Origin of the sequence: Streptomyces thermolilacinus SPC6 (assembly GCF_000478605.2) — a bacterium.
In the GTDB taxonomy this organism is placed as follows: domain Bacteria; phylum Actinomycetota; class Actinomycetes; order Streptomycetales; family Streptomycetaceae; genus Streptomyces; species Streptomyces thermolilacinus.
The window spans coordinates 1,967,696-1,985,746 of record NZ_ASHX02000001.1 but is presented as its reverse complement, the minus strand read 5'-3'; the positions used below and the strand labels follow the sequence as shown (position 1 = coordinate 1,985,746).

Below are 18,051 nucleotides of genomic sequence, written 5' to 3'. Positions count from 1 at the left end.
CCCTCTCCGCCGCACGCGGTTCCCCTGCGTGGTTCCTGTGTGCGGTTCCTCTGTGCGGTTCCTCAGGCGGGGCCGTCCGCGCCCGGGCTGCCGTCGCGTACGACTCCGGTGAGCGGGCCCTGGTACCGCCAGCCCAGTGCCGAGTACAGCGCGCGGCCCTGGACGGTGGCGCTCAGCACGCCGGTGGTGGCGTGGGCCTCGGCGGCGGCGTTGTGGAGGAGGCGCATGACGGCGCTGCCGAGACCGCGCCGCTGGTGGCCCTCGTACGTCTCGATCTGGTCGAACACCGCCGTGCGGCCCGTGGGGGCGACCTGGCCGCGCGCGGCGAGGGAACCGTCCTCGGCGAGGAGGCGCACGAGGTGGACGCCCTCGTGGGCCTCGACGTCGAGCCCGTACCCCGCGGGCAGGCCGGGCGCGGGGCCGGGGCGCAGGGCGGTGTACATCATGAAGCCGGGGTCGTCGGGGACCGTCCACGCGGGGGTGATCCACCGGGCGACCTCCTCGGGCTCGGCGAGGACCTTCAGCCAGGCGTACGGCTGGTCCACGGTCTCGCAGAGCTTGCGGACGGTCGGCTCGTCCGGTTCCGGCAGCACGTGCCGGAAGACATGGCGGCCGAGGCCCACGTCGATGCGGTAGCCCCACGGCTCGTCCACGGGCGGCGGCGTGCCCCGCGAGACGGCCCAGCCCCGCACCCAGGCCGCCGTAATAAGTGCGTTGTCCACGTGGCCATTACATGCCAGGTGCTCGGCGTGCGCAAGGAGATAACGGACGGTGCGGGTGGGGTGACAAGGCTGTCGCGTGACATGCGGGGCGGCGGCGTGGGGGACGGTGTAGGGGCGCGGGCTCCGGCCACGGGCCGGGCCCCCGCTCCAGGCCGCCCCCGCAGCGGGCGGTGCCCGGCCCGCGTCGTTCAGTCAAGCCACATGAGCATGCCGTCCCCGTCGCGGGCGGCGGCGGCGAAGAACGGCACCAGCGCCTCGTAGTACGCCGTCGCGTACTCCAGCGACTCGCCCCGCTCCCACACGATCACCGGGTACACGTCCGCCCTCGCCAGGTCCTCGGGCGTGACGCCCTCGACCAGCCGCTCGACGGGCGTGGTCCGCAGCGCCTCGGCGGCGGCCCGCACCCGGTCCGGCGCCAGATAGCGCGGCGGGGTGTACCCCCAGTCCTCCGCGCCCGGTATGGACCCCTCCCCGAAGACGATGTCCACGGGGAAGCCGATCCGGCTCAGCAGGAAGTCCAGCGCGTGCCACGCCTTGTCCGTGTCGAGGCACCGCGCCTCGCGGTCGCCGCGGCCGTCCAGCTCGGCCTCGACCAGTTCGTCCACCCGCTCCTCGGCCCACTCCGGGTCATCCAGCGCCCGTGTGAACTCGTCGGCGGTCAGCCTCGCGTACTCCCCGATCATGCTCATGAGCGGATCGTAGGCGCCGCCACTGACAACGGGCCGGGGCCGGACGGCCGTTGTCATGCCGGGCGCGGCCGCTCGACCCCGGCGTGCCGGGGCGGGCCGTGCCTCACTTCTCCGGCGGGGCCCAAATCCCCCGGCGACGGGTCGACCAGCGGGCCCCGGCAGGCGGGCCGGTTCCCGTAGGGCTCGGGCCGTGGTCGGCGAGCATCGGGAACGTCGGCCGCAGCCAGACGACCAGTGCCAGGGCCGTCCACCCGATCGACCACGCCTCGGCGCGGCGCGCCCGCCGGCGTTCCGGTCCGCCGTGCGCGGAAGCGTCTGGTGCGGCTCCGGGTGTCTGCGGGGACGGTGCGTCGGCGGTCATGTCTCATGGCCAACGATGACGCAGCGGGGGCGGCTGTTCGCTGGGGGTGAACGCGGCGTGGGGAACACCGGGCGGCTCAGGTGCATTGAGTGTGTGTAGCTCAACTTGACTGCCGAAGGGGAGATCATGGGTTCGACGTCCACACCGCTCACCCTGCCCGTGCTGCCGCTCGACGGCGAGGTCGTCCTGCCGGGGATGGTGGTGCCGCTGGACCTGTCCGACAACGAGGTGCGCGCCGCCGTCGAGGCCGCCCAGGCCGCCGTTCGGGAGGGCAGCGGCAAGCCGCGGGTGCTGCTGGTGCCGAGGGTGGACGGGACGTACGCCGCGATCGGCGTCCTCGGGACCGTCGAGCAGGTCGGGCGGCTGTCCGACGGCGACCCCGGGGCGCTCATCCGGGGCCGCGCGCGGGTACGGATCGGGGCCGGGACGACCGGGCCGGGCGCGGCGCTGTGGGTGGAGGGCACCGAGGTCGAGGAGGCCGTGCCCGACCCCCTGCCCGGCGCCGTCGCGGAGCTGGTCAAGGAGTACAAGGCCCTCGCCACCAGCTGGCTGCGCAAGCGCGGCGCCTGGCAGGTCGTGGACCGCGTCCAGCAGATCGACGACGTCGCCGCCCTGGCGGACAACTCCGGGTACTCCCCGTTCCTCACCACCGCCCAGAAGGTCGCCCTGCTGGAGACCGTCGAGCCCGTCGCCCGGCTGAAGCTCGCCACCGAGCAGCTCCGCGACCACCTCGCCGAGCAGGACGTCGCCGAGTCCATCGCCAAGGACGTCCAGGAGGGCGTGGACAAGCAGCAGCGCGAGTTCCTGCTGCGCCGCCAGCTCGAAGCCGTACGCAAGGAGCTGCGCGAGCTGAACGGCGAGGACGCCGACGGCGGCACGGACGACTACCGGGCCCGCGTGGAGGCCGCCGACCTGCCCGAGAAGGTCCGCGAGGCCGCGCTCAAGGAGGTCGACAAGCTGGAGCGGGCCAGCGACCAGTCGCCCGAGGGCTCGTGGATCCGCACCTGGCTGGACACGGTCCTGGAGATGCCGTGGAGCGAGCGGACCGAGGACCAGTACGACATCCGCGGCGCGCGCGAGGTCCTCGACGCCGAGCACGCCGGTCTCGACGACGTGAAGGAGCGCATCACCGAGTACCTCGCGGTCCGCAAGCGCCGCGCCGACCGGGGCCTCGGCGTCGTCGGCGGGCGGCGCGGCGGCGCCGTCCTCGCGCTGGTGGGCCCGCCCGGCGTCGGCAAGACCAGCCTCGGCGAGTCCGTCGCGCACGCGATGGGCCGCAAGTTCGTGCGCGTCGCGCTCGGCGGCGTACGGGACGAGGCGGAGATCCGCGGCCACCGGCGGACGTACGTCGGCGCCCTGCCCGGCCGGATCGTCCGCGCCATCAAGGAGGCCGGGTCCATGAACCCGGTCGTCCTCCTGGACGAGATCGACAAGGTGGGCTCCGACTTCCGGGGCGACCCGGCCGCCGCCCTGCTGGAGGTCCTCGACCCGGCGCAGAACCACACGTTCCGCGACCACTACCTCGAAGTCGAGCTGGACCTCAGCGACGTCGTGTTCCTCGCCACCGCGAACGTGCTGGAGGCCATCCCCGAGCCGCTCCTCGACCGCATGGAGCTGGTCCGCCTCGACGGCTACACCGAGGACGAGAAGATCGTCATCGCCCGTGACCACCTGCTGCCCCGCCAGCTGGAGCGGGCCGGGCTCGGACGCGACGAGGTGGTGATCGAGGAGGCCGCGCTGCGCAAGCTCGCCGGGGAGTACACCCGCGAGGCCGGAGTGCGGAACCTGGAGCGGTCCATCGCGCGGCTGCTGCGGAAGGTCGCCGCGCAGGCGGAGCTGGGCGACCGCGAGCTGCCGTTCACCGTCGGCGAGGACGGCCTGCGCGACCTCGTCGGGCGCCCGCACCATGTGCCCGAGTCCGCGCAGGATCCCGCCGAGCGCCGTACGTCCGTGCCCGGTGTGGCCACCGGACTGGCCGTCACGGGCGCGGGCGGCGACGTGATGTTCGTGGAGGCGTCCCTCGCGGACGCGGAGACCGGCGCGGCGGGGCTCACCCTCACCGGGCAGCTCGGTGACGTGATGAAGGAGTCCGCGCAGATCGCGCTCTCCTTCCTGCGCTCCCACGGCGCCGAGCTCGAACTGCCCGTGACCGGCCTCAAGGACCGGGGCGTCCACATCCACTTCCCGGCCGGGGCGGTGCCGAAGGACGGGCCGAGCGCCGGTGTCACCATGGCGACCGCGCTCGCCTCCCTGCTCAGCGGACGGCTGGTGCGGACGGATGTCGCGATGACCGGCGAGGTGTCGCTGACCGGCCGGGTCCTGCCCATCGGCGGCGTCAAGCAGAAGCTGCTCGCCGCGCACCGGGCGGGGATCACCACGGTGGTCATCCCGAAGCGGAACGAGGCCGACCTCGACGACGTGCCCGCCGAGGTCCTCGGCAAGCTGGAGGTTCACACCGTGACGGACGTCCGCCAGGTCCTGGACATCGCCCTCACGCCCGCCGGGGCGGCGGACATGGTGAAGGAGGCGGCCACGGCGGCCCCTGTCGCCGCCTGATCCCCCGGGCCCTGGGTCCGCCGGGCCTTTGGTCCGCCGGGCCGTTTGGTCCGCCGGGCCCTGGGCCTTCGGGCCTTGGTCCTGGCGGGCGGGGGGTGGGGCCGGGCGGTGAGGTGGCGGGCTGCCGTCCGTCACCCGGACCCGTCGACCGCGCGGCCTGCCCGGGTGAGCCGTTCGGGCAGGCCACGCCGCCCGGGGCCGTGGCTCGGGTCACCAGGTGTCCAGCCAGCCTCTGGCCGTTGCCCGGGCGCCGGCCTGGAAGCGGGTGCGGGCGTCCAGGGTCTCCAGGAGGCGGCTGATACGGCGGCGGGCCGTGTGGACGTGGACGCCCAGGCGGCGGGCGATGGCCTCGTCCTTGAGGCCCGCCGCGAGGAGCCGCAGCAGTTCCCGCTGCTCGGGGCAGCCGTCTCCGCCGCCGTCGCCCGCGCGGTCCTGGTCCTGGCCGCCGTCGTGGGTACGGCCGTCCCGGCGGCCGCCGTCCTCGCGCCCGCCCGCACCTTCCCGGTGGCCGTCGCCCTCCCGGTGGCCTTCCCGGTGGCCGTCGCCCCACGGTGCGGACCGGGTCCATGCCGCGTCGAACAGCGGGAGCAGTGCCTCCAGGAGTCTGGGGTCGGACACCACCAGGGCGTGGGGCCTCGGGTCGGCGGGGTCCGACGGCGGCAGCAGCGTCACCCGCCGGTCCACCGCCACCAGCCGCGTCGGCACCCCGGCCGCGACCCGCACCCGCAGCCCCCGCCGCGCCAGGGCGGCCACCGCCCGTGCCCGTACCGGCGACACGAGGCCCGCCCGGTCCAGTACCGCCCGCACCTCGACGCCCCGCGCGAGCAGCCCGCCCACGTCCAGGCCCGCGCCCACGCCCCCGTACGGCGCCCGGTCCATCAGCAGCACCTCGCGTTCCGCCCCGGCCAGCAGCCGGGCCGCCCGTTCGTCGGCCGCGCCCCCGCCCGTGACGACCTCCACGGCGCACCCGCCGCCCGCCCCTCCGGTACGCCGTGCGGCAAGCCGTTCCGCCGTCAGCCGCAGCCGCTCCAACTCCGCCGCCCGGCGGTGCAGTTCGGCCTGGCGCCGGTCGATCAGCGTGCGGAGGGCGGCCGCCGGGGCCGCCGGGTGCGGCAGTCCGCCCCCGTCCGCCGGGTCCGCCGGGTGGGCGAAACCGTGCTCCACCAGCCGGTCCAGCGCGGTGTCCACCCGCTCCCGCGGAAGCCCCAGGAGCCGCGCCAACTCCTCCACCCGATCGGCCCGTTCCAGCAGCAAAGCCTCATATGCCCGCTCCTCGGCCTCCCCCAGGCCAAGTGGGGGCAATCCCCCCTTGATCATGCGTGGGATTCTCACCGCGCCCTCGGCGGACACACAAGTGTGCGTGTCCACTTCTCGGGACGGTTGGCTCATTGCCCACCGGCGCCACCCCCCGCTTGCATGGCCCCGACCACCCGAAACGGCTCTGACCAAGCACGTAGGAAGGGGTAAGCGACCGTGCGCGAACCAAGGAAGACTTCGGCGCGAACCGGCAGGCGGAGGGGGGCGGCCGCGACCGGGGGAGCGGCGCTCGCCGCCGCCGGGCTGCTGATCACCGCGATACCCGCGGCCCACGCCACCGACGCCACCCGGCACCGGAATCCGCAGGCCACCGCGGCCCATGCCACCGAGGCCGGGGCCACCGGCGGCCTGTCGGCCCGCCCCGCGGGCCCCGGGGGAACCACCCCGCCCGCAGCCGGGACCGACATCATCCCGCTGCCCGGGACGGACACCCCGGCGCTCGTGGACGGCCTCCACGACCCGGTGGACGCCAAGGCGGCGCCCGCCGACGCGGCCCGCGCCCATCTCGCCGCCGAGCGGGGCCGGTACCGGATACCGGAGCCGCACCGCGACCTCGCCCCGGCGCAGACCCTGCGGCACGGCGGCGACGAGACGGTGCGGCTCCAGCAGAAGCACCGCGGCGTGCCCGTGCTCGGCGGGCAGTACGTCGTCCGGATGGAGACCGACAAGGGGCTGCGGGCCGTCACCGGCACCTCCGGCAAGTACTTCACCGGACTGACCGTCGGGACGAAGCCGGCCGTCAGCGAGGAGACCGCCGTACGCCGCGCCGTCACCGCGACGCTCACCCGGCTCTCCGGCGACCGCCTCACCCGCCCCGCCCGGGACGGCGCCGGGACCGGGGGCGACGACGCCCGGCGCGGCACGCGGGCCGAGAGCCGGGCGTTACGCGGCGCCTCCGCCGGGCTCGTGGTGATCCCGCGCGGCGAGGGCGTGCTCACGTACCACGTGACCGTGCGCGGCGCGCACCCCCTGAGCGGCGAGCCGGTCCTCCAGAACGTGTACGTGGACGCCCGCGCGGGCTACCCCGTCCTCCAGTACAGCGGCATCAAGACCCTCGCCCCGACGGCGGGCAGCGCCCCCGCCGCGCGGCCCGGCAGCGTCCCCGCCGCCCGCCCCGGCACGAGTGCCCCGGCCCGCGACACCGCCCCGGCAGCCCCCGGGACCCCCGTCACCGGCTCCGGCGTCCGCCTCGACGGCGGCAAGGTCCCGCTGGCCGTGCACCGCCCGGCCCCGGACGGCCCGTACGTCCTGTCCGACCACACCCGCATGGCCGCCACCACCGGCAACACGCTCACCACCTGGGACGCCCGCGACAAGGACGTCTTCGAGGTGCTCGGCACCTGGCCCGACGGCCTGAAGCCCTTCGCGTCCGCCACGCCCGACTTCGGGCAGGACGCCACCGACTCCGGCGCCGTGGACGCGCACTGGGCCGCCGCCCAGGTCTTCGACTACTACAAGGAGCGTCACGGCCGCACCGGCCTCGACGGGCGCGGCTCGGCCGTCAACTCCCTCGTCGGCGTCACCGCGTTCGGGGAGCCGTTCGTCAACGCCTTCTGGGACGGCACCAAGATGGTGTACGGCTCCGGGGACGAGGAGTTCCGGCCGCTCTCCGCCGACCTGGACGTCGTCGGCCACGAGATGACCCACGGCGTCGTCGAGAACACCGCGAACCTCGTCTACGCGGGCCAGTCCGGCGCCCTCAACGAGGCCGTCGCCGACTACTTCGGCAACGCCATCGACGTGGACCGCTCCGGCCGCGCCATGGACGACCCCGACGCCGGGCTCATCGGCGAGGACCTCTGCCGCACCGCCGCGCCCCGCGACTGCGCGCTGCGCGACCTGGACGACGGCGCCACCACAGCGAAGGACTTCCTCGGCGTCACCTTCGGCGTCGACAACGGCGGCGTCCACCTCAACTCCACGATCTTCTCCGGCGCCCTGTGGGACCTGCGCCAGGACCTAGGGCCCGAGCTCGCCGACAGGATCGTGTACAAGGCGCTCTCCGAGTACCTCACCCCGCTCGACGGCTTCACCGAGGGCCGCGAGGCCGTCGTCGCCGCCGCCCGCGCGCTCGGCGCGACCGCCCGGCAGGTGGACACCGTGAAGCGGTCGTTCAACGCGCACGGCATCGTCCGGGGCTGGGAGAACGCCCTGGGCGCCGACTCCGACACGCTGCTGCGCAAGGTCAACACGGATGGCACCGACGTGCAGGCCGGGGGCGGCCGGTGGACCGCCGCGACCTCCAACGACGACGGTTCGGAGCCGTACTCGGTGTACGCGGGCCGGATCGACGGCAAGGGCGCGCCGAAGCTGATGAGCCCCAACGACGGCCGATTCCACGTGAACCCGGCGACCGACGGCCGGACCGTCGTGTGGGTCGCGTACGGCGCGGAGAGCGTCGAGATCCTGTCCCGGCCGCTCGCGGGCGGGCCCGTCAAGCGGCTGCTCACCACCCAGGCCGATGTGCTGGGCGTGCGCGTGGACCGGGGCGTGACCGTCTTCGACCTGTACGACCTGTTCGGCGACGGCCGCCACGTCGGCGTGCTCAGGCCCGGCGACCCCCGGCCCGCGTACGTGGACGGCGGCCGTCCCGACACGCTCACCGGACTGCCGTCCATCGGTCACGGCCGGGTCGCCTACGCCAAGCTGTACCCGGCGGGCGACAAGGCCGGCGGCAGGGACGGCGGTACGGACGGTGACCGGCTCGGTGTGGAGATCCTCGACCTGGCCACCGGGAAGGCCGTCCTCGCGGAGCAGCACGGCGAACCCCGGTCCGTGGGCCGCACCGGCGTCAACGCCACCCATGTCTTCTGGCTGAACGACGAGAACCTGGACGACCAGGGCCAGACGACCATCCGCAGGACCGGCGCGGACGGCACCGGCACGTACGACATCAGCAGCGAGTACAAGCCGGGCGCGCTCGTCGCCACCGACCTCACCGTGTCCGACACGGCCGTCACCGTGAACGGCACCCGGCCCGGCACCGGCGACGGGTCCGGCGGCCCGGGCGGTCCCGCCAACGCCGACCTGCCGAAGATCTGGCAGCTGACCACCGACGGCTCCCGCGTCCAGCGGATGTCCTGCGACCGGGGCATGCAGCTCTCCCCGGCCGCCGACTCCGGCACCCGCGTCGTCTGGCTGGACGGCACCAGCGGCTGGACGAACCTCGTCACCCGCTCCCGCCCGGCGGGCAAGTGCGGCTGACCGGCGACGAGCCGGCGGACCCGCGCCCTGACGGAAGGCCCCCGGCGCCCCCTGGTGCCGGGGGCCTTCCCCCGTCGCGCTCACGGGTCCCCGTCGGAGCGGGCAGCGCCTATGCTGAGGGCGCTCCAGAACGCCTGAGTGGGGTCCGGCCGTATGAACCGTTCAGCAGTGCACGTGATGATCGTCGATGACGAGGTCCTGATCAGAGAGGGTCTCCGGCGGATCATCGACGGTTTCGACGGCACACGCGTCGTCGCGGTGTGTACGGGCTCGGAGGCGGTCGGTGAGGCGCGCGAGCACCGGCCCGACGTGGTCCTCCTCGACGTCCGCATGCCCGACCGGCACGGCCTGTGCGTCCTCGCCGACCTGCGGGCCCTGCCCGAACCGCCCGTGGTGGCGATGCTGACCACGTTCGACGCCGACGAGCACCTCTCTGCGGCGCTGCGCGGCGGGGCGGCCGGGTTCCTGCTGAAGGACACCGCGCCCGAGCAACTGGAGTACCTGATCAAGGAGTTGGCGGCGGGCGGCCGGGTCATCGCGCCGAAGGTCGCCCGTACGGTGGTGGACGGCTATCTACGCGCGCAGAGCGGGGAGCCGGAACACCCCGGCGGGTCCGTGGAGGACCGGGTGCGGGCCGACGACCTGACGCCGCGCGAACGCGAGGTGCTCGCCCTCCTCGCGGAGGGCCTGTCCAACGCGGAGATAGCGCGGCGGCTGCTGATCGGGACGACCACGGTGAAGGACCACGTCAGCACGGTGCTCGGCAAGCTCGGCGTGACGAACAGAGTGCAGGCGGCGGTACGGGCGCATCAGCTCCGGCTCGTACGGTGAGGTGGCGCCGCCCGGCCGCCGAGGTCCTTCTCGTGGTCGTCGCGGCGGCCGAACTCCTCACCGTGGAGGAGGACTTCACCGCCCTTCCGCTCGCCGTGTGCGCGGCGGCGGTGCTCTTCCTGCCGCTGCGGCGGCGCCTGCCGACGGTCACCCTGTGCGCGACTCTGCCCGCGATGCTGACCGGGTTCCTGTGGCTGCCGCCCATGGTGGCGATGTTCGAGGTGGCGTCCGGCCGCTCCCGGCACCGCACCGCCGTGGCCTGCGTCCTGCTGTTCGCGGTGACCGCCTGCCCGTGGCCCGTCGGCGACCTGCTCACCATGACCCGCCAGGAGGTCCTCACCTCCGTCGAGGCGGGCGTCCTGATGAGCACCGGCCCCACCGCGCTGGGCCTGCTCGCCCGCACCCGAGTCGAACTGCGCGCCCGCCTCGCGGACCTCACCGCCACCCGCGAACGCGAGCAGCGCCTGGAGGCCGAGCGCGCCGTCATCCGCGAACGGGCCCGGCTCGCCCGCGAGATGCACGACACGGTCGCCCACCACGTCGGCATCATCGCCGTCCAGTCGGGCGCCCTGCGCGCCGCCGAGACCGCCGACGCGTGGAAGCGCGACACCGCCGAGAGCATCCGCCGCCACAGCGTGCAGGCGCTGGAGGAGCTGCGAGACATGGTGGGCGTCCTGCGCGCCTCCGACGCCGGGGCCGCCCGCGCCGCCGTCCGCACCGGACTCGACGGGCTGCGGGACCTGACCGACGACAGCCTCCTGGACGTCACCGCGGAGGTGACCGCGCCCAAGGCGGCGCCCTCGGCGGAGGTGGAGTGCACGGTGTTCCGCATCGTCCAGGAGTCCCTGAACAACGTCCGCAAGCACGCCCCGAACGCCCGCGTGTCGGTCCGCGTCGCCCCCGCGGCGGACGGCCGCGCCCTGACGGTGGAGGTCCGCAACACGCCCCCGCCGGGGCCGGGCCGCCCGCCGGAGCACGTACGCCTGCCGGAGCCGCGCCCGGAGCCCGTACCCGAGGGGGAGACGGTGGCCGAGGGCGCGCTGCCCGGTGGCGGGTACGGGCTCGTGGGGCTGCGGGAGCGGGCCGAGCTGCTCGGCGGGTCCCTGGCGGCGGAGCGCTGCCCGGACGGCGGGTTCGTCGTACGGGCGGTCCTGCCGCTGTGAGCCGTCCCACCGGTCGGAGGGGGCCGACCGGTCGGAGGGGGCCGACCGGCGGTTCCGCTTGCCGCTCCCGCCCGGCAGGATGGGCTCGCCGGACCCCGGCGGGACATGACCAGGCCCGCCGGGCTCGCAGGGGGAGCTTCCGCGGTCGCGTTCTTGAACGCACCCGTGGAACGGCACCGGTAGCGCGGTTCCGGCGTACCGGGGCACCGGGGCAGCGGTGCCCCGGCGCGCCGGAACCAACCGCCGCGTAGGTCAACTCCGTACCCGCCCGGCCTCCGTACCCGCCCGGCCTCCGTACCCGCCCGGCCTCCGTACCCGCCCCGCCTCCGTACGCGCCGGAACCGCTCCGTAGCAGACTGACCGGATGCGCATACCGAGGAAAGCCGCTCGCGTCGCCGTGTTCGACGCCGAGGGCGCCGTTTTCATGTTCCGCTACGACAACGAGGAAGTCGGCGTCCACTGGGCGATGCCCGGCGGCGGTACCGAGCCGGGGGAGACCCCCGTCGAGGGCGCCCTGCGCGAACTGCGCGAGGAGACCGGCTGGACCGACATCGAGGTCGGCCCCCTGCTGTGCCTGTGGGAGCACGACTTCACCCGCGCGGGTGTCCCCGTCCGCCAGCACGAGCACGTGTTCCTCGCCGCCGCGCCCGCCCCGCGCCGCGACCCGTCCGGCGACCTGACCGCCGCCCACGCCGAGGACGGCATCCTGCGCTGGCGCTGGTGGACCCCGGACGAACTGGCCGCCGCCGACGAGCCGCTGTGGCCACCGCGGCTGCCGGATCTCCTCGCCGCCGTCCGCCGCGACGGCCCGCCGGCCCACCCCGCCGACCTGCGCTGACGTCCGCCCCCTGCGGAATACTGGCCGTACCACGGGACACGCCGCGGTACGGCGGTCAGGACGCGCGAGAGGTGCGGACATGCGGGCAGGCGGCACGGGCGAGGAGCCGGTACCCGACGGCGGGCACGGCCCCGGCGGCGGTACGGACGCCGGTACGGACAGCGGGCGCGACTCCGCGGCGGACGGCGGCGCGGGCGACGTCCCCGACCAGGCGTACCTCGCCCTCGAACGCGAGCTCGCGGTCTTCCTGCGCCGCGCCCGCGCCTCGTCCGGCGAGATGGCGCGCGAGGTCCACCCGGAGCTGGAGCCCGCCGCGTACGGGCTGCTCGTCCGGCTCGACGAGGCGGGCGGCCAGCGGGCCACCGAACTCGCCGGGTACTTCGGTGTCGGCAAGGGCACGATGAGCCGCCAGCTGCGCGCCCTGGAGGAGCTGGGCCTCATCGCCCGCGAGCCCGACCCCGCCGACGGGCGCGCCTCGCTCGTCCGCCTCACCGGCGAGGGCCGGGACCGGTTCCGCCGGGTACGCGACGCCCGCCGCGCCCGGTACGTGCGCAAGCTCGCCGGGTGGGACCGCGCCGAGGTCGCCGAACTGGCGCGGCTGCTCCACCAGCTCAACACCGGCTCCGACGGCCGCGACCCGGGCGGCACCGCGCGGCCCTGAGCCGCCCCGCCCCGGGCCGGGTGGCTCCCGGCCGCCGGGAGCCACCCGGCCCGGGAGCCGCCTGGCCCTGAGAGCCGCCCAGCCCCGCCGAAGGCCGCCCCCGTGGCGCGCCCGCCGCCCCGGCGCGGCTCACAGCTCCGCGTACACCGCCGTCGCGTCGTCGTGGAGCTTCCAGCGGCGCACCCCGCCGGCCCGCGCGTCCCGCAGCTCCAGCGCCCGCACCCGGTCGAGGAGGCCCCGCGCGCCCTCCTCGCGCAGCACGCCCACGCAGTCCGCCCAGTCGCCCTCGCCGAACAGCTCAGCCCAGCGCGCCGCCCCGTCCGTCAGCGCGGCCACCGCCCGTACGGCGGACCTCGGCGTCACCCCGGTCACCGCCCGCGCGGCCACCGCCGGGTCGGCGGCCGCCGTGAAGAAGCCGCCCTCCGCGTTGCGCAGCCGGTCCGTCGCCGCGTGGGAGCACAGCACCTCGGGCGGCACCAGGTCGAGCCGGTCGTCCCGTATCGCCCGGACCCGCCCGTCCGGGGACTCCAGCAGCAGTACGGAGTCGGACAGCACCAAGTGCTCCACGACGTCCGCGTCCCACCGGGCGAGGACCACCGTCGCCTGCGGTGTACGGATGTGAGAAAGGTCACACGACTCGGAGTGGGAGTTCGCGGTGCGCCGGATTGCCGCCGCCAGGACCTCCGCCAGGGTCAGGTCCCGCCGCGAAGCGGACAGTTCGGTCAGCGCGCCGCCGAGGGAGGCCGTGTACCAGGGCACCGGGTGCACACAGCCCACGTCCACGGACGGCGGCGTCACCCCGTCCAGAACCACCAGGACCCCGCCCAGACCGGACGCCGGAACCGCCGTGGCGGCCCAGTCCTCGTTGGGGCGTTCGGGATCGCCGGGCAGGGAGGCGGTTTCCACGTACATGCTGTTCAGTCTGCATGACTCCTTCACCCCGCGCACAGACGGCGTGAAGGCGCCTACCGGCAGGTCAGCGGCGTGCGGGCGGTCGGCGGCGGGCGACTTCGAGGGCCGTGCCCCGAGATGCGGGCGCGCATATTGCCAAAGCCCGCGCGGAAGGTCCAACCCGGCGCCGCCCGGGCCCCCGCCGCGCCCCGGGGCAGAAGTTGTTAGCCAACTCCGGAGTGTTGTTCACTCGTTCGGGTGGCGGAGCGGCCGAGGGGTGCTCGCTTCCCAAAAGGGCTGGAATGGTCGGAAGCCGTACCAGGGGTGGGAGCGCTCTCCTTGTGTGACCGGTCGTCACCTCTGCTTCATGGGCGAACGAGTTCAAGAATGTGAGCACCGGTGCAGAAGCGCAGTGACACTCCCGGCGATCCCCATGTTCCGGGCGGCCGCAGCGTACGGGTACGGAACCGGCTCGTGGCCGGTGTCGCCCTCGTCGGCATCACCGTCATCGGTGCCGGGGCCCCCGGCGTGCTCGCCACCTCCGCCGACCTGACGGAGTCGCAGCGCCTGGTCACCTTCGCCGAGCTGAACCGGCAGGCGGTCACCCTCGCCCACTCCCTCGCCGACGAACGCGACGAGGTCACCGCGTACGTCGCCGCCGGCCGCGACGCCGCCCCCGGGAACGGCCAGGACGGCCAGGGCTCGCAGGACGGCGCGGACGGCACGGAGGGGACGGACGGCGCGAGCGGCGCCGGGGAGACCGGCGGGCGCGCCAAGCCCGCCCTCTCCACAGCCCACAGCGCCCGCGTCGACCGCCAGATACAGGAGATCCGCGACGCCGCCCCCGACGACGTGCGCCGCGCCCTCGCCGACGTGCCGTCCCTCCGCCGCACCGCCCTGACCGGCGACGGCACCGCGCTCGCCGCCCACCGCGCGTACACCGAGGTCATCGACAAGCTGCGGGCCCTCGCCGCGCGGCTCGCCGACCGCACCCCCGCCCGCGCCGCCGACGGCCCCGGCCGCGCCCCCGCCGAGCTCGGCCAGGCCGTCGAGCAGGCGTCCGCCACCCGCGGCCTGCTGCTCGCCGCCCTCGCCGTGCCGACCCCCGGCGGCGGCGGACGCACCGTGTACGACCCGGTCAGCGGCCGCTATGTCACCGAGGAGGACCCCGGCGCCGCGACCGCCGCGCGCTCCCGCGACGAACTCAGCGCCGCCGCCCACCGGGCCCGCGTACGCGAACAGGTCGCCCTCGCCGACTTCGGCAGCACCGCCGACGCCGCGAGCCGGGAGTCGCTCGCCGCGACCGTCACCGGACCCGAGGTCAAGGCCGCCGAGGACTACCTCGGCAAGCTCGCCGACGGCCCCACCCTGACCCGCGCCGAGCGGAAGACCGACCCGGAGCGTCTTTCGGCCGCGCTCACCGCCCGCATCGAGCAGATGCGCGGTGTCGAATCGACCCTCGCCACCCGCCAGGTCGAGCGCATGGAAGGGCTCCGCGACAGCGACGTCACCACCCTGGAGCTGCGGATCGCCCTGCTCGGCGGCTGCCTCCTCGTCGCCATCGGCGTCTCCACCGCCGTCGCCCGCACGCTGACCCGCCCGCTCGCCGTGCTGCGCCTGGGCGCCGCCCGCGTCGCCGCCGCTCCGGAGAGCGAGGAGCCGGTCCGGTTCACCGGGCGCAACGACGAGTTCGCCCAGGTCGTACGCTCCCTCAACACCCTGCAAGGCAAGCTCCTGGAGCTGAGCACACGGGCCGCGCGGGACGAGCGCCGGGAGAGCGCCACCGCCGAACTGGCCGCCCACCACGCGGAGCTGCGCGCCGAGACCGAGCGGCTGACCGCCGAGCTGGAGCGGCAGCGGCACAGCGTCCACCACACGTTCGTCAACCTGTCCCTGCGCACCCTCGGCCTCGTCGAACGGCAGTTGACCGTCATCGAGAAGCTGGAGGACCGGGAGCAGGACCCGGAGCGGCTCGCCACGCTGTTCAAGCTGGACCACATGGCCACGGTCATGCGCCGCCACAGCGAGAACCTGCTGATCCTCGCCGGGCACGAGCACAGCCACGCCCACCAGGGCCCGGTCCCGCTGGTGGACGTGCTGCGCGCGGCCGTCAGCGAGATCGAGCGGTACGAGCGGGTCGCCATCCAGTCGCTGCCGCAGCACGCGTACGTGGCCGGGTTCGCCGCCGACGACATCAGCCACCTGCTGGCCGAACTGCTGGAGAACGCCACGTCGTTCTCGCCGCCGGACGCCACGGTCCAGCTGTCCGGCTGGCTGCTGGACGGCGGCGACGTGATGCTCTCCGTACGGGACAAGGGCATCGGGATCACCCCGGCCCGGCTCGCCGACCTGAACGCCCGCCTCGCGGACCCGGCGCTCGCCGAGGCCGCGGCGGTGCCGTCGCGGGGCGGGGCCGCCGGCCAGGAGGGCGCCCCCGAGGGCGAGGGCCTCGGCCTGCGGGTGGCCGCGCTGCTCGCGGCGCGCCACGGCGCGCGGGTCGAGCTGCGGGCGGAGCAGGACGGCGGGGTGACGGCCGTCGTCGTCCTCCCGCAGGCCCTCCTGCCGGACGCGCCGCCGACGGCCGGGCCACCGGCGGTCGCGCTCGCGGAGGGCATGCCGACGGTGTCCCTGCCGGGTTCGGTGGCGGAGGCCAACTCCAACGCGCTGCCGCCCCGGAGGCCCGAGCCGGAGGAGCCCGTACGGGACACCGCCCCGGAGGCGGCCACCGAGCCCGTAGGGGTGGAGGAGCAGCCTGCGGGGGACGCCGCCCCCGAGCAGGCCGCCGAGCCCGTAGGGGACACCGCGGAGCCCGTACGGGACGCCGCTCCCGTACGGGAGGACGAGAACCAGGACCAGCAGCCCCGTGCGGGCGAGCGGGACCAGGACGAGGACCGGGACCACCCGGCGGACCGGCACGGCGCGCCCGACGAGCACGCCCCGGCCGCCGACGCCGCGGACGACACCCCCCAGGACGGGCCCGCCGTCCACGAGGCCACCCTCCAGGTGCGGCTGCCCGCGCCGGGCGGGGGGTCCGAGCACGCGCGGGCCGCGGACGACGGGCCCACGGCCGAGCGCGTCACCGACAAGGGCCTGCCGAAGCGGACGCCCCGGATCGTCGACGCGGGCCTCCCCCGCGCCGAGCGGTCCGGCGGGGTGAACGCCGAGGAGCTGCGCCGCCGGCTCGGCGGTTTCCACAAGGGCGCCAAGGAAGGCCGCCGCGATGTGGAGGCCGAGCTGTCGGGGGTAACGGAAGAAGCGGCACCAGGAACGGGGGACACAGTCGAGGAGGCACACAGTTGAGTGCGACGACCGGCACCGGCACCCAAGGACTGAGCAGCGAGGCGCGCAACCTGCACTGGCTGCTGGGCAATCTCGTGGAGGAGGTGCCTGGCGTCCGGTCGGTCGCCGTGGTCTCGTCGGACGGCCTGCTCCTGCTCTCGTCCGACCCCGAGGCGGCCAACACGGCCCCCGCTGACCCCGGCGCGGCCGACGGCGACGCGGCCCGGCCGCGCGGCCCCCGTGGCTCCAGCGCAGACCTCGCCACCATCGTGTCCGGCATCGCGAGCCTGACCGTGGGCGCCGCCCGCCTCATGGACGGCGGCGCCGTCAAGCAGACGATGGTCGCGATGGAGGAGGGCAGCGTCTTCGTCATGTCGATCAGCGACGGCTCGCTCCTCGGCGTGCACGCCGCGCCCGACTGCGACATGAGCATCGTCGCGTACCACATGGCGCTGTTCGTGGGCCGTGCCGGACACGTGCTCACCCCGGAACTGCGCAGTGAGCTGCGCCAGTCGATGGAGGGCGGACGATGACGGCGCTGTCGGCCAAGCTGCCGGTACGCGGAGAGGGCCGCAGGCCCGCCCGCGTCCGCCCGTACTCGCTGACCGGCGGACGGACCCGCTTCGGGCACGTCCTGCTGGTCGAGACGTTCGTCGCCGCCCCCGCCGCGGCCGCCTCCGAGGCGGGCGAGGGGCGGACCGCCAGGCCCGGCGGGCGGCTCATGCCGGAGATGCGGGCCATCGTCCAGGTGTGCCGCCGCATGCGGACGGTCGCCGAGGTGTCCGCGCTGCTGCGGATGCCGCTGGGAGTCGTACGGGTGCTGATCAGCGACCTGGCCGACCAGGGAAAGCTCCGTGTGTACGGGACCGGGCACGCCTCCGGTCAGCCCGACCGCGCACTGCTGGAAAGGGTGCTGAGTGGACTTCGCCGTCTCTGAACTGCCGGACGAGGAGGTCCTGGCACCCTGGCAGCTCGACCCCGAACGTGCCCCCATCGCCACGAAGGTCGTCGTCGCGGGCGGCTTCGGCGTCGGCAAGACCACGTTCGTCGGATCGGTCTCCGAGATCACCCCGCTGCGCACCGAGGCCCTGATGACCCAGGCCAGCGCGGACACCGACGACCTCTCCGCGACGCCCGACAAGATCACCACCACCGTGGCGATGGACTTCGGGCGGGTCACCCTGGACGACGACCTCGTCCTGTACCTGTTCGGCACGCCCGGCCAGGAGCGCTTCTGGTTCATGTGGGACGACCTGGTGCGGGGCGCGATCGGCGCCGTCGTCATGGCCGACACCCGGCGGCTAACCGACTGCTTCGCTGCGCTCGACTACTTCGAGAGCTGCGGCATGCCGTACGTGGTGGCCGTCAACCAGTTCGAGGGCACCGAGCGGTACGAGGTGGCGGACGTACGGGACGCGCTGACCGTCCCGGAGGACGTACCGATCGTGCTCATGGACGCGCGGGAACGATTCACCGTCATCGAGTCGCTGCTGGCCCTCGTCATGCGCGCCCTGGAGAAGACCCCCGCCTAGCGGCCCC

14 protein-coding genes are annotated in these 18,051 nt (G+C 75.1%); 10 read left to right on the top strand and 4 right to left on the bottom strand.

Features of this window, described 5'->3' with window-relative positions; all coding sequences use genetic code 11:
* Positions 1-62: 62 nt before the first annotated feature.
* Positions 63-722 (bottom strand): GNAT family N-acetyltransferase, encoded by a 660-nt coding sequence (locus J116_RS08070; protein WP_028963821.1) that lies wholly within the window; start codon positions 720-722, stop codon positions 63-65.
* 188 nt (positions 723-910) lie between these two features.
* Positions 911-1,411, bottom strand: coding sequence for a YfbM family protein (locus tag J116_RS08065; RefSeq protein WP_023586587.1), 501 nt, complete (start codon positions 1,409-1,411; stop codon positions 911-913).
* A gap of 487 nt (positions 1,412-1,898) precedes the next feature.
* Here J116_RS08065 and lon point away from each other — a divergent pair, with 487 nt between their 5' ends.
* Positions 1,899-4,328: an endopeptidase La gene (gene lon, locus J116_RS08060; protein ID WP_023586586.1), complete on the top strand. Its 2,430-nt coding sequence runs from the start codon at positions 1,899-1,901 to the stop codon at positions 4,326-4,328.
* Positions 4,329-4,538: 210 nt separating this feature from the next.
* Here lon and J116_RS08055 read toward each other — a convergent pair whose 3' ends face one another.
* Complete coding sequence (locus tag J116_RS08055; protein WP_028963820.1) at positions 4,539-5,645, bottom strand: helix-turn-helix transcriptional regulator; 1,107 nt, start codon at positions 5,643-5,645, stop codon at positions 4,539-4,541.
* Positions 5,646-5,801: 156 nt separating this feature from the next.
* On the opposite strand from J116_RS08055, the gene J116_RS08050 reads away from it, so the two are divergent.
* The 5 genes from J116_RS08050 to J116_RS08030 all read left to right on the top strand — a co-directional run bounded on the left by J116_RS08050 (position 5,802) and on the right by J116_RS08030 (position 12,342).
* Positions 5,802-8,849, top strand: coding sequence for a M4 family metallopeptidase (locus J116_RS08050; RefSeq protein ID WP_023586584.1), 3,048 nt, complete (start codon positions 5,802-5,804; stop codon positions 8,847-8,849).
* Positions 8,850-9,002: 153 nt separating this feature from the next.
* The gene (locus tag J116_RS08045) at positions 9,003-9,680 is read left to right on the top strand and encodes a response regulator (RefSeq protein WP_235617327.1); all 678 of its coding nucleotides are present in this window, start codon (positions 9,003-9,005) and stop codon (positions 9,678-9,680) included.
* The gene (locus J116_RS08040) at positions 9,677-10,843 is read left to right on the top strand and encodes a sensor histidine kinase (protein WP_028963818.1); all 1,167 of its coding nucleotides are present in this window, start codon (positions 9,677-9,679) and stop codon (positions 10,841-10,843) included. The genes J116_RS08045 and J116_RS08040 overlap by 4 nt, the downstream gene beginning before the upstream one ends.
* 364 nt (positions 10,844-11,207) lie before the next feature.
* Positions 11,208-11,681, top strand: a complete 474-nt coding sequence (locus J116_RS08035) for an NUDIX hydrolase (protein ID WP_028963817.1) — start codon at positions 11,208-11,210, stop codon at positions 11,679-11,681.
* Between the two features lie 79 nt (positions 11,682-11,760).
* The gene (locus J116_RS08030) at positions 11,761-12,342 is read left to right on the top strand and encodes a MarR family winged helix-turn-helix transcriptional regulator (protein WP_023586581.1); all 582 of its coding nucleotides are present in this window, start codon (positions 11,761-11,763) and stop codon (positions 12,340-12,342) included.
* Positions 12,343-12,471: 129 nt separating this feature from the next.
* Here the strand turns inward: J116_RS08030 and J116_RS08025 are convergent, their stop codons facing one another.
* Entirely contained in the window at positions 12,472-13,254 is a 783-nt protein-coding gene (locus J116_RS08025) for a protein phosphatase 2C domain-containing protein (RefSeq protein WP_023586580.1), read from the bottom strand.
* A gap of 453 nt (positions 13,255-13,707) precedes the next feature.
* On the opposite strand from J116_RS08025, the gene J116_RS08020 reads away from it, so the two are divergent.
* Genes J116_RS08020 through J116_RS08005 form a run of 4 tightly spaced genes read left to right on the top strand, consistent with a single transcriptional unit; the run spans position 13,708 to position 18,044 of the window.
* A complete protein-coding gene (locus J116_RS08020) occupies positions 13,708-16,533 on the top strand; it encodes a sensor histidine kinase (RefSeq protein WP_051203442.1) in 2,826 nt (941 codons plus the stop codon).
* Positions 16,530-17,045, top strand: coding sequence for a roadblock/LC7 domain-containing protein (locus J116_RS08015; RefSeq protein WP_023586578.1), 516 nt, complete (start codon positions 16,530-16,532; stop codon positions 17,043-17,045). Before J116_RS08020 ends, J116_RS08015 begins: the two co-directional genes overlap by 4 nt.
* Positions 17,042-17,449, top strand: coding sequence for a DUF742 domain-containing protein (locus tag J116_RS08010; RefSeq protein WP_023586577.1), 408 nt, complete (start codon positions 17,042-17,044; stop codon positions 17,447-17,449). Before J116_RS08015 ends, J116_RS08010 begins: the two co-directional genes overlap by 4 nt.
* A complete protein-coding gene (locus J116_RS08005; RefSeq protein ID WP_023586576.1) occupies positions 17,430-18,044 on the top strand; it encodes a GTP-binding protein in 615 nt (204 codons plus the stop codon). The genes J116_RS08010 and J116_RS08005 overlap by 20 nt, the downstream gene beginning before the upstream one ends.
* Positions 18,045-18,051 lie beyond the last annotated feature (7 nt).

Coding starts and splice junctions, on each gene's coding strand:
- J116_RS08065 (WP_023586587.1), bottom strand. CDS start 1,411: ATGAGCATGATCGGGGAGTACGCGAGGCTGACCGCCGACGAGTTCACA.
- lon (WP_023586586.1), top strand. CDS start 1,899: ATGGGTTCGACGTCCACACCGCTCACCCTGCCCGTGCTGCCGCTCGAC.
- J116_RS08055 (WP_028963820.1), bottom strand. CDS start 5,645: ATGATCAAGGGGGGATTGCCCCCACTTGGCCTGGGGGAGGCCGAGGAG.
- J116_RS08045 (WP_235617327.1), top strand. CDS start 9,003: ATGAACCGTTCAGCAGTGCACGTGATGATCGTCGATGACGAGGTCCTG.
- J116_RS08035 (WP_028963817.1), top strand. CDS start 11,208: ATGCGCATACCGAGGAAAGCCGCTCGCGTCGCCGTGTTCGACGCCGAG.
- J116_RS08030 (WP_023586581.1), top strand. CDS start 11,761: ATGCGGGCAGGCGGCACGGGCGAGGAGCCGGTACCCGACGGCGGGCAC.
- J116_RS08025 (WP_023586580.1), bottom strand. CDS start 13,254: ATGTACGTGGAAACCGCCTCCCTGCCCGGCGATCCCGAACGCCCCAAC.
- J116_RS08010 (WP_023586577.1), top strand. CDS start 17,042: ATGACGGCGCTGTCGGCCAAGCTGCCGGTACGCGGAGAGGGCCGCAGG.